The sequence below is a fragment of the Paenibacillus sp. OSY-SE genome, from assembly GCF_000283315.1.
Classification (GTDB): Bacteria; Bacillota; Bacilli; order Paenibacillales; family Paenibacillaceae; genus Paenibacillus_B; species Paenibacillus_B profundus.
In genome coordinates this window covers 19,449-34,686 of the sequence record NZ_ALKF01000145.1, presented here as the reverse complement: position 1 = coordinate 34,686, position 15,238 = coordinate 19,449, and the positions used below count along the sequence as shown (strand labels likewise).

General features: G+C 54.8%; 1 protein-coding gene. It reads right to left on the bottom strand.

The window, feature by feature from the left end:
• Positions 1-15,202, bottom strand: a 15,202-nt coding sequence (locus A372_RS0104200) for a non-ribosomal peptide synthetase (RefSeq protein ID WP_019419590.1), incomplete at its 3' end; no start/stop codon positions are given.
• Positions 15,203-15,238 lie beyond the last annotated feature (36 nt).

Sequence of the window (15,238 nt, the reverse complement as noted above, 5' to 3'; positions counted from 1 at the left end):
GCAGCCAGCGTGCCAAATCTCCGGTCCGGTACAGCCGCTCGCCAGACACAAACGGGCTGTCCACAAATTTCTCAGCCGTCAGCTCCGGACGCGCCCAATATCCGCGGGCGACCCCCACGCCGCCGATGCACAGTTCACCGGCTACGCCAACGGGCTGCGGCTGCAGCGCTTCATTCACCACATACACCTGTGTGTTCGCCATCGGCCGTCCGATGCTGATCCGTTCTTCCCCTTCAAGGGATTCAAACGTAGACCAGACAGTCGTTTCCGTCGGCCCGTACATGTTGTACAGCGCCGCATCCGTACGTTCCTTCAGCTGCCCATACAGGGAGGAAGGGAAAGCTTCCCCGCCGACCAGCAGCGTCTGGACGTTCCGCAGCTGCGCCGCGCTTCGCGCATCGCCGAGCAGCAGCATCAGCCGTGAAGGCGTCGTCTGCATCATCTGCACCGGATGCTGAGTCAACAGTTCCGCCAGCAGGACCGGATCCTGCTGCGCTTCTTCGCTTGCGAGGACGATCTGCATGCCGCAGCTGAGCGGCACCCAGCTCTCCGTGACGAAGATGTCAAAGGACGCGGTCGTAACGCACAGCATCGAAGCATGCGTCCCGAAAGGAAGCTCGCGAATCATCCCCGAGATGAAATTCACCACGTTCCGGTGCTCCACGACCACTCCTTTCGGCGTGCCGGTCGTTCCGGAGGTGTAGATGACATACGCGCTGCCGGATGGTTTTATCTCCACGCCAACGGGCGCGGAAGAATACCCTGCCAGCTCCTCTGCAGAGGAGAACGAGATGGTTTCTCCGCAGAGGCTTATTTTGTCTCCTTCATTGTCTCTTGCCTGATCAGCTTGCTCCGTCCGCCCTGCCAGTTCTTCCGTCAATGTATCATCCAGACACAATACATGGCGCAGCGCTGTCTCCTGCAGGTCTGCCACAGCCCCAAGGTTTGACGCATCCGTCAACATAACCTGCATTCCAGCATCCCGGATCATCCCCTTCATGCGCTCTTCAGGCAGAATGGGATCGATCGGCACATAAGCGGCACCGGCTTTCAGGATACCCAGAAGTCCAGCGAACAGCTGCAGCGAACGGTTCATCAGGACGCCGACACGGTCTTCGGCCGTCACGCCGTGCGCCCGCAGCCATTGGGCGACACGGTTGGCCTGTTCCTCAAGCTCCCGGTAGGTCAGACGCTGTTCTGCGCACACGACCGCCAGACGGTCCGGTGTCTTCGCCACCTGCAGTTCGAACAAGGAAGGTATGCTTGCCTCTTCAGAAATCGTCACCTTCGTGTCGTTGAACTGAACCAATAACTGTTCTTGTTCGGCAGCCGCCAGCAAGCTGACGCTGCCCAGCATTACCTGCGGATTGGTAGTAACCTGACGTAGAAGCTCCGTAAAGTGATTCGCCCAACGTTCGATCGTCTCGCGTTCAAACAACATGGCACCATATTCGAGTGAGCAGCGCATCCCATTCTCGTGTTCGCTCGCCGATAGCGTCAGATCGAATTTAGCCGCGCTGTAGTCGAACGGATAGGAAGATAAGCGCACGCCGGGAAGCTCCAGCTTCACTTGCTCTGTATTCTGCAGCACGAGCATCGCGTCGAAGAGCGGATTGCGGCTCGTGTCGCGCCGGCGCACGACCTGCTCCACCAGCTCCTCGAACGGATAGTCCCCGTGCTCGAAGGCTCCGAGCGCCGTCTGCTTCACTTCCTGCAAATAGGCTGCAAAGCTTTTCTTTCTTTCCGGATACATGCGCAGCGCCAATGTATTCACGAACATCCCGAGCATACCTTCCAGATCGGCGTGCGGCCGGCCCGCCACCGGCGAACCGACGATGAGCTCCTCCTGCCCGCTAAGACGCGACAGCAGCGTGCTATATACTGCCAGCAGCACCATGTACACCGTAGCGCCGCTCGCGCGGGCCAACTCGTGCACCGCCGCCGCAAGTTCGCTCTCCAGTTCGAAGTCCACCTGGCCGCCTTCAAAACTGCGCACTACCTGGCGCGGATGATCGGCCGGCAGGCTCAGCACTGGCAATTCGCCCGCAAACTGTTCCAGCCAGTAAGCTTCCAGCTCGTGGTACGCCGGCATCTGAGTATATTCCCGCTGCCAGACGGCGTAGTCTTTGTACTGCAGCCGCAGCGGCTCTAATTCTTCGCCGGCGTACAGCTTCATAAATTCTTCGATAAAAATGTTCATCGACATGCCGTCCGAGATAATATGATGCATATCGAACAGCAGCAGGTGCCGCTCTTCGCCGAGACGTATGACGGTCGTGCGCAGCAGCGGGGCTTGGCCGAGATCGAACGGGCAGATGAATGCCCGGATTCGCTTCTCGGCTTCCTCTTCCTCCGACTCCTCATAGAACACACGGAAGGCCGGTTCCTCCTCCACCTGCTGCACCGGCTCGCCATCCACGACGATGAACGAAGTGCGCAGCGACTCATGGCGGCCGATTAGCGCCTGCAGCGCGGTTTCCAGCCGGACCTTATCCAGCGTTCCTTCGAGCTGCAGCGCCACCGGCATATTGTAGCTGAGTCCCGCACCCTCCAATTGCTGAAGCAAGTACAGCCGTTTTTGAGCAGAGGACAGCGGATAATACGCCTGCTTCTCCACAGGCAGCAGCGCTTCATACGCTTGACGCGTTACGGCTTCCAGAGCCGCTGCCAAGCCTTCGATCGTAGGCGACTGGAATAACAACCGCAATGGAACTTCCACATCCAGAGTCTGGTGAATACGCGACGCAAGGGTCATCGCCCTCAGAGAATGGCCACCTAACTCGAAGAAGTTGTCATGGATGCCTACGCGCCCCACACCCAGCACATCCTGCCACAACAGCGCGAGCTGGGCTTCCATATTTGTTCGCGGAGCCTCATACCCTTTGCCTGCTCTGGCCCCGTCCGGCTTCGGCAGTGCCCGGCGGTCCACTTTTCCATTCTGTGTAACAGGCAGTTGGCCGAGCTGGACGAAGTATGAAGGTATCATATAGTCCGGCATTACCGTCCCTAGAGCCTCCCGCAGTTCAACAAACGCAAACTCGCGTTCACCTGCGATATAGGCGCACAGCTCATTATTACCGTACTCGCCCCGAAGAACGAGAACGGCCGCTTCCCGAATCCCTTTCACCCCGAGAAGCCGCGTTTCGATCTCGCCCAGCTCAATCCTGTATCCCCTTATCTTCACTTGATGATCCATGCGGCCCAGATACTCGATGTTCCCATCTGCCAGCCAGCGGGCCAAATCCCCTGTCCTGTACATCCGCTCGCCGGGAGAGAACGGATCGGGGACGAACTTCTCGCGAGTCCGTTCAGGCTGCTGCAAATAACCTTCGCCGACACACGCTCCCCCGATGTACAACTCGCCTGCGACACCTATCGGTTGCGGGCAACCCAGCTGATCCAAAATATAAATCGAAGAGTTGCTGATAGGTCTGCCGATTGGAGGAAGCTCGGTCATAATGTCCTTCGGTATAATCGTGTACGTAGTGGCAACATGCGTCTCTGAAGGTCCGTAGTGATTATGGAGAGTCACCCCTCGCTCGCGCAAATATCGCTGCAGTGACTTTCCGACGACCAGAGCCTCGCCTGCTGTTATCATGTGACGCACGCTCTTAGGCCACACAGGCTCGTAGGCAGGGTCATTCCACACGAACTTTACAAAAGAAGTAGGCAGCCAAATCGTCTCGATGCCCTGATCCTCGATATAACGGAAAAGCGCAAAAGGATCCTGTCGCATCTCCTCATCGACCACATGAAGCGTCCCGCCCGCAAGCAGCGTAGTGAAAATCTCCTGATAGCTGGCATCAAAGCTGTAGGAAGCATACTGAAGCACGCTCTTGTGAAAGGGTATGGAGGTATGCTTATGCTGATAAAGCGCCAGGTTGATAAGGTTGCTATGCTTCAGCATGACTCCTTTGGGATTGCCGGTAGTTCCTGAAGTATAAATAACGTAAACCAGCATCCCGTTCTCTTCGGCCAACGAGACCTCATCTGGATCCGGTTCGCGGGGAACCCCGACATCATGATTCGCGGCAAGCATATCGCTGATAAGTAGCGTTTCACCGTCATACGCAAGGCGCTTGTCCGTCTGAGCTGAATCGACGAGCAGGCATGATACCTGAGAATCCTTCAGCATATAAGCAATCCGGTCCGCGGGATAAGACGGATCCACAGGAAGCAAGGCTGCCCCTGCTTTAAGAATTCCTAGCAAACTGATAATCATATAAGGAGATCGGCGTGCCATGATGCCGACAATGCTGCTGATGCCTATATTTCGATGTTGCAAAGCAAGCGAGACTTGATCGGATAGCTGATCCAACTCTTGATAGGTCAGCATGGTTTCACCAAATACCAAAGCTATGCCGTCCGGAGTCTTTACCGCCTGTTCTCTGAATAACTGATGCAGGGTTGTATTTGGCAGCTCCATGGCAGGTCCGTCATGCCATGTTGCCAGCGTATTCCGTTCTTGTTCACTCAACAAATTTACTTTACCGAGTGCAATCCCCGGTTCAGCAACCGCATGCTGCAGTATTTGGATGAAAGTTTCTTGCCAACGTTCTATGGTGCCAAGTTCAAACAGAGCTGTGGTGTACTCCAGACTGCAATGCAGCTGATCTCCCCGTTCGCTGATTAACAAGGACAAGTCGAATTTCGAAGTGGGATTCTCCAGTTCATAGGGAGATACCTCGACATCCTGCATCTGCAGCTCGGATTGTTCCATGTTCTGCAAAGCGAACATGACGTCAAAGATCGGGTTGCGGCTGATATCCCGGTGCTGGACCACCTGCTCGACGAGTTCTTCAAACGGGTAATCCGCGTGTTCAAACGCTGCAATGGAAATCTCTTTGACTTCTTCAAGATAATCCGCAAATGTTTTCTCCCTGGAAGGCATCGATCTGATGGCCAATGTGTTCACGAACATACCCAAAAGATTGGACAGATCGGCATGAGGACGGCCTGCAACAGGCGTTCCAACAATGATATCATCCTGTCCGGATGTTCTTGCCAGAAACAAGCTATAAGCTGAAAGCAGCACCATGAATAAGGTAGTCCCTGTGTTCTGCGCGAGCTTGCGCAATTTGCCGGTCAACTCCGCATCAATGATGAAATCCAGGTGGCTTCCCTCAAAGCTTTGTACCGGCGGACGAGTAAAATCAAACGGCAAGGAGAGGATTGGAAGTTCGCCGCCAAGCTGTTCCAGCCAATATTCTTTGTGTCGGTTGTACACCTCGGAATGTTCATTTGTGTTCTGCCACACTGCATAATCCTTATATTGAAGGGACAGCGGCGGCGAACTCTCGCCCATATACAGCCTTGTCATTTCCTTAATGAAAATCCCCATGGATGTGCCGTCGGAAATGATATGATGCATATCAAACAACAACAGATGCCGTACATCCGTCAGCTTGACCAATTGGATGCGCAGAAGCGGCGCTTGGCTCAGATCGAAAGGACGAATGAAATTCTGGATGATTTCTTCAAGCTGCATCTCCTTGGCATTGCGGAAAGACAGCGCAAAATCAACCTCCGGGCAAATTTTCTGCACGGGTTCGCCATTTACAAGCTCAAAGCGGGTTCGAAGGACTTCATGGCGTGTTGCCAGTTCCTTGAAGGCAAATTCCAATCTTGCAAGGTCCAATTGTCCCTCAAGGAGCATCGCTGCGGGTATATTGTAGCTTCGCTCCGCTCCTTCGAGCTGCTGCAGAACATATAGTCTCCTTTGTGCAGAGGACAGGGGGTAGTATTCCCGCTGCCCGGCAGGTTGCAGGCCTTCATACACGTCCGCAGCTCTCCCGTCCACGGTCAGCGCCATGGCTTCAACGGTCGGGAACCGGAATACGTCCCGGATGGCGATGTGTATACTCATCGCCTGATGTATGCGCGATACTAATATCATCGCTCTCAGAGAATGGCCTCCGAGTTCAAAGAAGTTGTCACGGATCCCTACTTGCGCTACGTGCAATACCTCCTGCCAAAGCTTGGCAAGCAGAGCTTCCGTGGCTGTTCGAGGAGCTATATATTGGGAAGCCGCTGCCATGTCGTCTTTAGGCTCCGGCAACGCCATCCGATCCAGCTTGCCATTTCTCGTAAGCGGCAGTTCCGGCAGATGGACGAAATACGCAGGAACCATATATTCGGGTAAAGCGATGCTCAGGTGATTTCTCAATTCGACCGCTTCCAGGCGCTTGCCGCCGACATAGTAAGCGCACAAAACCTCGCTTCCCGGCCGCTCTGTCCAAGTCACTACAGCCGCTTGGCGAATGTCCGCATGAAGCTGCAGGCGCGCTTCGATCTCACCGAGTTCAATCCGATAGCCCCGAATTTTGACCTGCTGATCGATTCTCCCCCAATATTCAAGTGTTCCATCTGGCAGCCAGCGTGCCAAATCTCCTGTTTTATACATCCTCCCGCCTTCAATAAAGGGATCCGGTTTGAACTTTTCCAGCGTAAGCTCAGGCAGATTCCAGTAGCCTGCGGCTACCCCGGCGCCCCCAAGGCACAATTCGCCCGGCACACCGACCGGAAGCAGCTGTCCCTGAGCGCTCAGCACGTAGGCTGTCGTTCCATCGATCGGCCGGCCAATCGGGATGCGATTGTCGCCGTATGTCGTGTGGACCGCGAATGAGGTCGAGAAAGTCGTGTTTTCGGTAGGGCCATATCCGTTCCAGATCGTAAGCCCCGGACATGCGTCCCTCACTGCGTAAGCATGCTTCGGCGACAGAACCTCTCCGCCCATAATCAAATGCTCTACACCGGCAAACAGGCCCGCATCCTCATCGGCCAGATGATGAAAGAGCGATGTGGTCAAGAACATGACCGTAATGCCGTGCTCTGCCAGAAACGGCCCCATCCGGCGCGCGTCCAGCAGCACGTCTTTCTCAACCGGATGCAAGGACCCTCCATGCAGAAGGGCTCCGAATATTTCGAACGTAGCCGCATCAAAGCTTACCGAACCGGTCTGAGCGAAGCGGTGATTGGCATGGAACGGCACGTACGCCTTGTTTTTCACCAAGTTGATTACATTTCCATGCGTCACCAGCACTCCTTTAGGTCTTCCCGTGGTGCCCGAGGTATACAGGATATAAGCCGGATCATCGGAACTGCATGCCTGTACTTCTTCGCGCCCCAACACCTCTAACGCTTCATCTGGAAGAGTCCCGTCATCAAGCATGATGACCGTCCCCGGGTAAGACTCCGGCACTTTGAACTTCTGTACAGCCAGCAGGAACTCCGCGCCGCAGTCGCCCAGTATATACAGGTGACGCTCCTCGGGCGCTTCCGGATCCAGAGGCACATAGGCTCCGCCCGCCTGCAGAATTCCCAGGACAGCAACGATAAATTCGATCGAGCGCTCCGCCAGAATGGCAACAGCTGCCCGTGGCCGCATTCCTTCCCTCAGCAGTCTGCCGGTCACAATACTCGCTTGAAGCTGTAACTCCGCATAAGTGAGTTGCCGATCGCCACACACGATGGCCGTCCGATCCGGATAGAGACAAGCCATTTCTTCGAAACGCTGATGAATCGTCGTTCGAGGCAGGAGCAGGCCTTCGACAGGCAAACCGCTGTATTTCATCAGCTGGCTAAGCTGTTCTCCCCCGCTTATTAATCTGGCTTCTGCAAGGGGCGTATCCGGTTCAGAAGCCACATGATCCAGCAGTTCCGTCAAATGGCCGGCCCACCGTTCGATGGTTACCCGTGTGAATAAGGCTGTAGTGAACTCCAACGAGCCGTGATAGCCCTCCGCACTCTCGGTTACCATCAAGGTAAGGTCAAACTTGGCCTGCGTATCGGCAAATGGACAAGACTCTACCTTCAAGCCAGGGAGATCCAACTGCAAGTTTTCCGTGTTTTGAAGCACGAATACAGCATCGAACAGAGGGTTCCGGCTCATGTCCCGCTGGCTGACAACACGGTCTACCAGTTCCTCGAAAGGATACTCTCCATGCTCAAAGGCATCCAGCGCCGTTTGCTTGATTTCCTCAAGATATTCGGCAAAGGATTTTAGTCCGGAAGGGAAGGTGCGTAAAGCAAGAGTGTTGACAAACATCCCCATCATGTCCGTCAGATCCGCATGCGGACGCCCGGCTACCGGCGAGCCGACAATTATTTCATCGTTGCCGGACAGACGGGACAGCAAGGTGCTGTACGCGGCCAAGAACACCATAAATACGGTGACCCCTTTGTCCAGCGCCAGTTGCTGCACGGCTTCCGACAGTGTTCTTCCCAGCTTGAAATCAACCCGGTCGCCTGCAAAACTGCGCAAGGCTGGGCGCGCGAAATCGGTTGGCAGCTGCAATACCGGCAGCTCCCCTGCAAAATGCTGGAGCCAATACCTCTCCTGCATCTGATAAGCATCGCTGAGCACATATTCCTGCTGCCACACCGCATAATCTTTGTACTGCAGTCTCAGCGGGGCAAGCTCTTTCCCGGAATAAAGCTTCGTAAATTCCTCTACGAAAATGTTCATCGACATGCCGTCCGAGATGATATGATGCATGTCCAACAGGACATAATGAAGCAGGCTCCCCACACGTACGACCTTCACACGCAGCAGAGGCGCCTGACTGAGATCGAATGGGCGTATAAAGTCCGCGATAATCGGGTGAAGCTGCGCTTCTTCCGCTTCACAATAGACCGCTGCAAGCTTCACTTTTTCGTGTACTCTCTGCACTGGCTCTCCGTCTGCCTTGGCGAAGGAAGTGCGCAGCGATTCATGACGTGTAACTAGCTGCTGCAGGGACGATTCCAAGAGCATCCGGTTCAGCACACCCTCCATTCGAAGAACGGCAGGCATGTTGTAACTGATCTCCGCTCCCTCAAGCTGCTGGAGCACATACAACCGCTTCTGTGCGGAGGTAAGCGGATAATGCTCCTGCGAATCAGCAGGCTCAAGTCCCTGAAATGCCTTATTCTGTCGGGAAGCTATAACTTCAGTCAATGTCTCCACGGTTGGATACTGGAATAGATCCCGTAGCGTGACGTCGGCCTGCAGTTGCTTTTGGATGCGCGAAACCAAGACGGTTGCTTTCAACGAATGTCCGCCTCGTTCAAAAAAATCATCCCGCACGCCTAACGGACGGACGCCCAGCACCTCCTGCCACACCTCTGCCATCTTCTGTTCGGCAAGGTTCCGCGGGGCGATGTAGCTGCTGTCTTTCTCCAATTGGCCGTCAGGCAAAGGCAACGCCCGCCGGTTCAATTTTCCGTTGGCTGTCAGAGGCATCTGCTCCATCGGAATGAAGTAGGCGGGAATCATGTAAGGCGGCAGTGTTCTGCCAAGCGCCGTCCGCAGCTCTTTTACTGAATAATCCCGGTCCGCTACAAAGTAAGCGCACAGACTAAGGTTATTCTCCGCTTCTTCCACAACCGCAACGGCTGCCTCTCTAATGTCGGGAAGCGTCAATAGATGGGCCTCAATCTCCCCTAGCTCAATCCGGTTGCCGCGAATTTTGACCTGGTGATCGATTCTTCCCCAATATTCCAAAGTTCCATCCGGCAACCAGCGGGCCCAGTCTCCGGTTCGGTACATTCGCTCGCCCGATACGAACGGATCCGAAGTGAACTTGTCTGCCGTTAGCTGCGGCTGGTTTACATAACCGCGCGCCACACCGGAGCCGGCAATGCACAGCTCGCCCGGTACGCCGAGCGGAGTGAGCAGCCCTTGAGGGGTAAGAATATATACCCGTGTATTGGGGATCGGCCGCCCGATCGTAACAGCCTTCTCTTCCTCAAGCTCAACCGATGTCGTCACTACGGTATTTTCGGTTGGGCCGTACTCATTCATCAGTACCATGTTGGGATTCATCGTCTTCAAACGGCGGATTAGCGGCATTCCGACGGCTTCGCCAGCCAATACCGCGCTGCGCACCGTACGCCAATCCTCGGGATTCATGCTCTCCAGCAAGGCCGAGTAGAAGCTCGGCGGGCTCTGCATATGGGTGATTCGGCGCTTCACGATGGCCTCGTGAATGGCCGACGGATCTTTGCTGTCTTGATCGTTCAACAGGACAACCGCCGCTCCCGAAACGATGGGACCAAAAAAGTGGGTCACAAACGAGTCAAAAATAAAAGGATTCAACATCAACGCCTTGTCACCGGCGCTAAACTGATAGTGGTTCGCTTTCCACTGAATGGTATTGGCAAGGCTTCCATGTTCGATCATAACGCCCTTGGACGCCCCCGTAGTGCCTGATGTATAAATAACGTATGCCAAATGCGCGGGTGCGGCTGTTCTCTCTAGCCTCTCAGCGGGCACCTCCCGGAGCGGGTTGTCTTCGAAATAAAGGACGGGAATCTGGTTGGCTACCTCCGCTGCGAGAGGCTGGGGCTCTATCGAAGTCAGCAGAACTTGGGGATGACTGTCGCCCAGCATATAACGAATCCGTTCCGTCGGGAATTCAGGGTCGATGGGGAGGTAGGCCCCTCCCGCCTTCAAGACGGCGAGGATGCCCGCCGCCATTGCGCAAGACCGGTGGATCATGACGGCGGCAATCGTCTCCGCCCCTACCCCTCGCGCGCGAAGCACAGCTCCCAGCTGCTCCGCCCACTCGTTCAGTTCACGGTAACTTAGCTCCTCATCTCCACAAATAACCGCCGGCAGATCAGGGGTGCGGGCAACCTGCTCTTCGAACAAGGCGAGCACCGTTGCCTCCGGGCGGTAGTCTGCTCTAGTTCCGGCAAATTGCTCCAGCAGCAGCTGTCTTTCCTTATCGGTTACCAAATTATACTCACCCAATTGGGAGTCTGGAGAATCAATGGCCTGACGCAGTAGCTCCAGGAAACAGCCAGTCCACCGCTCTATCGTGCTGCGAGTGAACAAGGCTGCGGCATATTCCCAACTGAAGGAGAAGCCCCCGGCCTGCTCTGTAACGGTGAGTGTCAGGTCGAATTTAGACGCAGTGTAGTCAAATGGGTATGGAGAAAGACCTACACCTGGGAGCTCTAACACCGCGTGTTCGGTATTTTGCAGCACGAGCATCGCGTCGAAGATCGGATTGCGGCTCGTGTCGCGCTGCCGCACGACCTGTTCCACCAGCTCCTCAAACGGAAAATCCCCATGTTCAAAAGCAGACAGCGCCGTCTGGCGGACCTCCTGCAGATAGTCGGAAAAACGTTTCTCCCCGGCTGGATGCGTGCGCAGCGCCACCGTATTTACAAACATGCCGAGCATGCTTGCGAGGTCGGCATGCGGGCGGCCCGCCACCGGCGTGCCGATGATGAGCTCCTCCTGCCCGCTAAGACGCGACAGCAGCGTGCTATATACTGCCAGCAGCACCATGTACACCGTACTGCCGCTCTCCTGTGCCAACTTGCGGACACCCTCCGCCAACTCGCCTTCCAGTTCGAAGTCCGCCCGGCCGCCCTCGATGCTGCGCATCGCAGGGCGCGGATAATCAGCCGGAAGGCTCAGCACCGGCAGCTCGCCGGCCAGTTCCTTAAGCCAATACGCTTCCTGCTTCGCATAGGCCTGCGACTGCCTGTATCCCTGCTGCCATACCGCATAGTCTTTATACTGCAGCCGCAGCGGGTTCAGCTCTTCTCCGGCATACAAGGCGGCCATTTCTTCCGTTAGGATTTGAACGGAAATTCCGTCCGAGATAATATGATGCATATCGAACAAGAGCAGATGGCGTTCTTCTCCGAGTTGAATCACCTTCGTGCGCAGCAGCGGGGCCACGCCGAGATCAAACGGGCGGATGAATGCCCGGATCTGCTTATCCGCTTGCCCTTCTTCCGCTTCCTCGCAGGATACGGAAAATGAAACCTGGTGCTGGACCTGCTGCATGGGCTCGCCGCCCACGACCGTAAACGAGGTGCGCAGCGCCTCATGACGGGTGATCAGCGACTGCAATGCCGCTTCGAGACGCGCCTTATCCAATCGACCTTCCAGTTGGAACACGGCCGGCATATTGTAACTAAGACCTGCCTCATCCAGCTGTTGCAGCACATACAACCGCTTCTGCGCCGACGACAGCGGATAATAAGCCTGCTCCGATGCAGGAAGGAGAGCCTCATAGGCACGTCCGGCTGCCGAAGTGACTGCTTGGGTCAGTGTCTTCAGATTGGTTGTCTGAAATATGTCGCGCAAGCCGATCTCGGACTGGAACTCCTGATGTATGCGCGTCAGCAGCGTCATCGCTTTAAGCGAATGGCCCCCGAGCTCAAAGAAATTGTCATGGAGTCCCACGGAGCCCTTGTTCAAGACCCCTTGCCACAGTGACGCCATTCTCTGCTCGGCGTCTGTTGTTGGACGAATGTATTCTTTGCGGGATGCAATTGCATCGGGTTTCGGCAAAGCTTTACGGTCCACCTTGCTATTCGACGTCAAGGGTAGCCGCTCCAGCTTCATATATACGGATGGCACCATGTAGTCTGGCAGCATCGAAGATAGGTATGCCCGCATCTCCGCGATCTCCAATTCGGCCTCGCCCGTGTAATATGCACAAAGCACAGGCTCTCCCTGCAGATCGGGCATTACGGCAACCACTGCCTCACGGATACCTACGAACTGCAACAACTGCGCTTCAATCTCGCCCGGCTCGACCCGGTATCCGCGGATACTGAGTTGATCGTCCAGCCGTCCGAGAAATTGCAAATTTCCATCCGGCAGCCAGCGGGCCTGGTCTCCGGTGCGATAGATCCGTCCGCCAGCCGCATAAGGGTCTTCGGCAAAGCGCTCACTCGACAGATCCGGCCTATTCAGGTAGCCCCGGGCTACTCCTTCTCCTCCGATACACAGTTCCCCGGGCACGCCTACCGGCTGGAGGGTTCCGCCCCGTCCCAGCACGTACAGCTTGACATGGGGAAGCGGCCTGCCGATTGGCACATTCCCTTCCTTAGGCGGCTGACTCCCCTGTTCCACTTCATAATAAGACGCATCGATGCATGCCTCCGTCACCCCATAGCTGTTGAGGATGCGCATGACGGAGCCAAACCGCCGGTACACCCGCCGGAAGTCTTCAGCTGCAAGACGGTCCGAGCCCAAGATCAGCAGTTCCAGCCGGCCGGTGCTCAAACGGTGTTCATAAATGTAATCCATGAGCGGCACTAGCAGTGCAGGCGTCGACTCCAACAGCGTAATGCCGCATTCGACGATCATCTGCTGGAGCCGGGGCAGCTGAAGCCGGACCTCGTCCGGGCAGAAGACCATCATTCCCCCGTTAGGCAGTGTTCTGGCCAGATCGCCGGCAAACACGTCAAAAGAGAAGCTGGCTAATTGCAGCAGCCGCACCTCCATCTCTTCCAGCCTATACTCTTGACGCCATGAGCAGGCAGTCTGAATCCAGCTCTGGTGTTCCACCATAACCCCTTTGGGCTTCCCAGTCGTCCCTGACGTATAGATGAGATAAGCGAGCTGCTCTGGACGGCAGTGAAGGTGTAGATTCGTAGCGTCATCGGCGTAGCATTCCTCCTGACGCAAATCGATGACCCCGCACGCATCAGGCACAGGAAAGGCAACAGAATCAGCCGTCAACAAAATGTCGGCTCCGCTATCCGCCAGCATATAAGCCAGCCGATCGGAAGGCAAAGAGTGATCCAAAGGCACGAACGCCCCTCCCGCCTTAAGGACAGCAAGAACAGCCGTTACAATTCTCGGCGACCGTTCCCCGAGAATCGCCACGGGTTGGCCCATCCCAATCCCCAGATTGATCAGGGTGCGGGCCAGCTTGTTGGCGCGTTCATTCAATTGGCCGTAGGTCAGTGATGAGCCGTCCAGTCCTGATAGAACAGCCATCCGCTCCGGCGTCTTCGCAGCCTGCTCCTCGAACAGCTCGTGCAGCAGACCGTCAGGCTGTTGCACCATATGGTGTCCCGGGCTAAAGGCTTGTAGGATCTCATGGCGTTCCTCCGGCGGTAATACTTGTAGTCGTTCTACCGCCTGCAAAGGTGCAGCCATTCCTTCCCGAAGGACATGCATCAATCTGGAAAATAAGCGGTCCATGTCTTCCGCCGCGAATAAATCGGTCAAATAATCGATTTGAATAGCCATCTCACCGGTTTTTACATTTTCACGTATATGGACGGTTAATTCATTATCCTGGTGACCATTTCCGAGAGGTAACGTGTCATACTGAATGGGAGCATCCTCCGGAAGAGTATCCCATGCCAACGGATGATAATTAAAAAAAATGGGCAGCAAGGATTCCGTAAAGCTAAATCGTTCACGGAGTTCAGGCACAATCCGATTGAAGGGGTATTTCTGATGCCGGATCAGCTCACCCTGCTTCATTTTCACCTGCTTTAAGAGATCAGCGAATGACAAAGAAGCATCCACGCTCAAGCGAAAAGGAGTTGTACTGACGAGCATGCCTACCATCGTTTTTTGCTCAATTGACGTTCTATTGGCATACATGGTTCCCAGCACAACTTCTTCTTCTCCACAAATCCGGGCGAGATACAGGCATAGAGCCGTTACAAACAAGTTGAAGGCAGAAACTTGCTGTTGTTCACAAAATTGCTGAATTTCTTGGCATGCGGATGAGGGGATCCGGTATTGGCTATAGGCGGCTAAACTGCTGGCAGTCTGGGCTTCGCGTTCGGAACTAACCAACCGTGTGATTGGAGGCAGCGAACTGAATTCTTTGTCCCAATATGCTTTGTCTTTGAGAAAGCGGGAAGATGTAAGATAAGTCTCTTCACTAGAAAGCAGTTCTGTAAAAGAGGGCGCTTTTTCCGCCATGAGCTCCTCGTTGCGTAACAAGGTCATATAATTTTGGATGATTTCGTTCCCTAACAGGTTCAAGGAATAACCGTCTGCAATCACGTGGTGAATTTTCAAAAACAATTTGGCCTCCAGCTCTCCTGTCCGGAACAACGTAAATTCAAATAATGGCGCATCAAATAGAGTGAAGGGCAGACGTGAACGAAAATCGACGACCTCCTGCCATGCTGCGGACTCTTCCTCTCTCACATCCATCTTATCGACATGGAAGGGTTCGAAGGGAACAACATAGATTTGCGGCTCCTGACCATCCATCTGTTTTAAGCGCATCCGCAGGGAATCATGCCGAAGAGCCAGCATCTGCAATGCTTGTATGATCATGTCTTCGATAATCGTTCCCTTTAAGGTAAGCAAACTGTTCAAAGTGGCAACCGTCGTATTGGGATTGAGCAGTTCCATGTACCATACTCTTCGTTGCGCTTCTGTCAATGTCCAAGTATGTTGCATAGTTAATTGTGCTTCTTTTCCGATATTTGACATTCAAATCCTTCTCCCTATTTAAATTAAGTGTGTAAG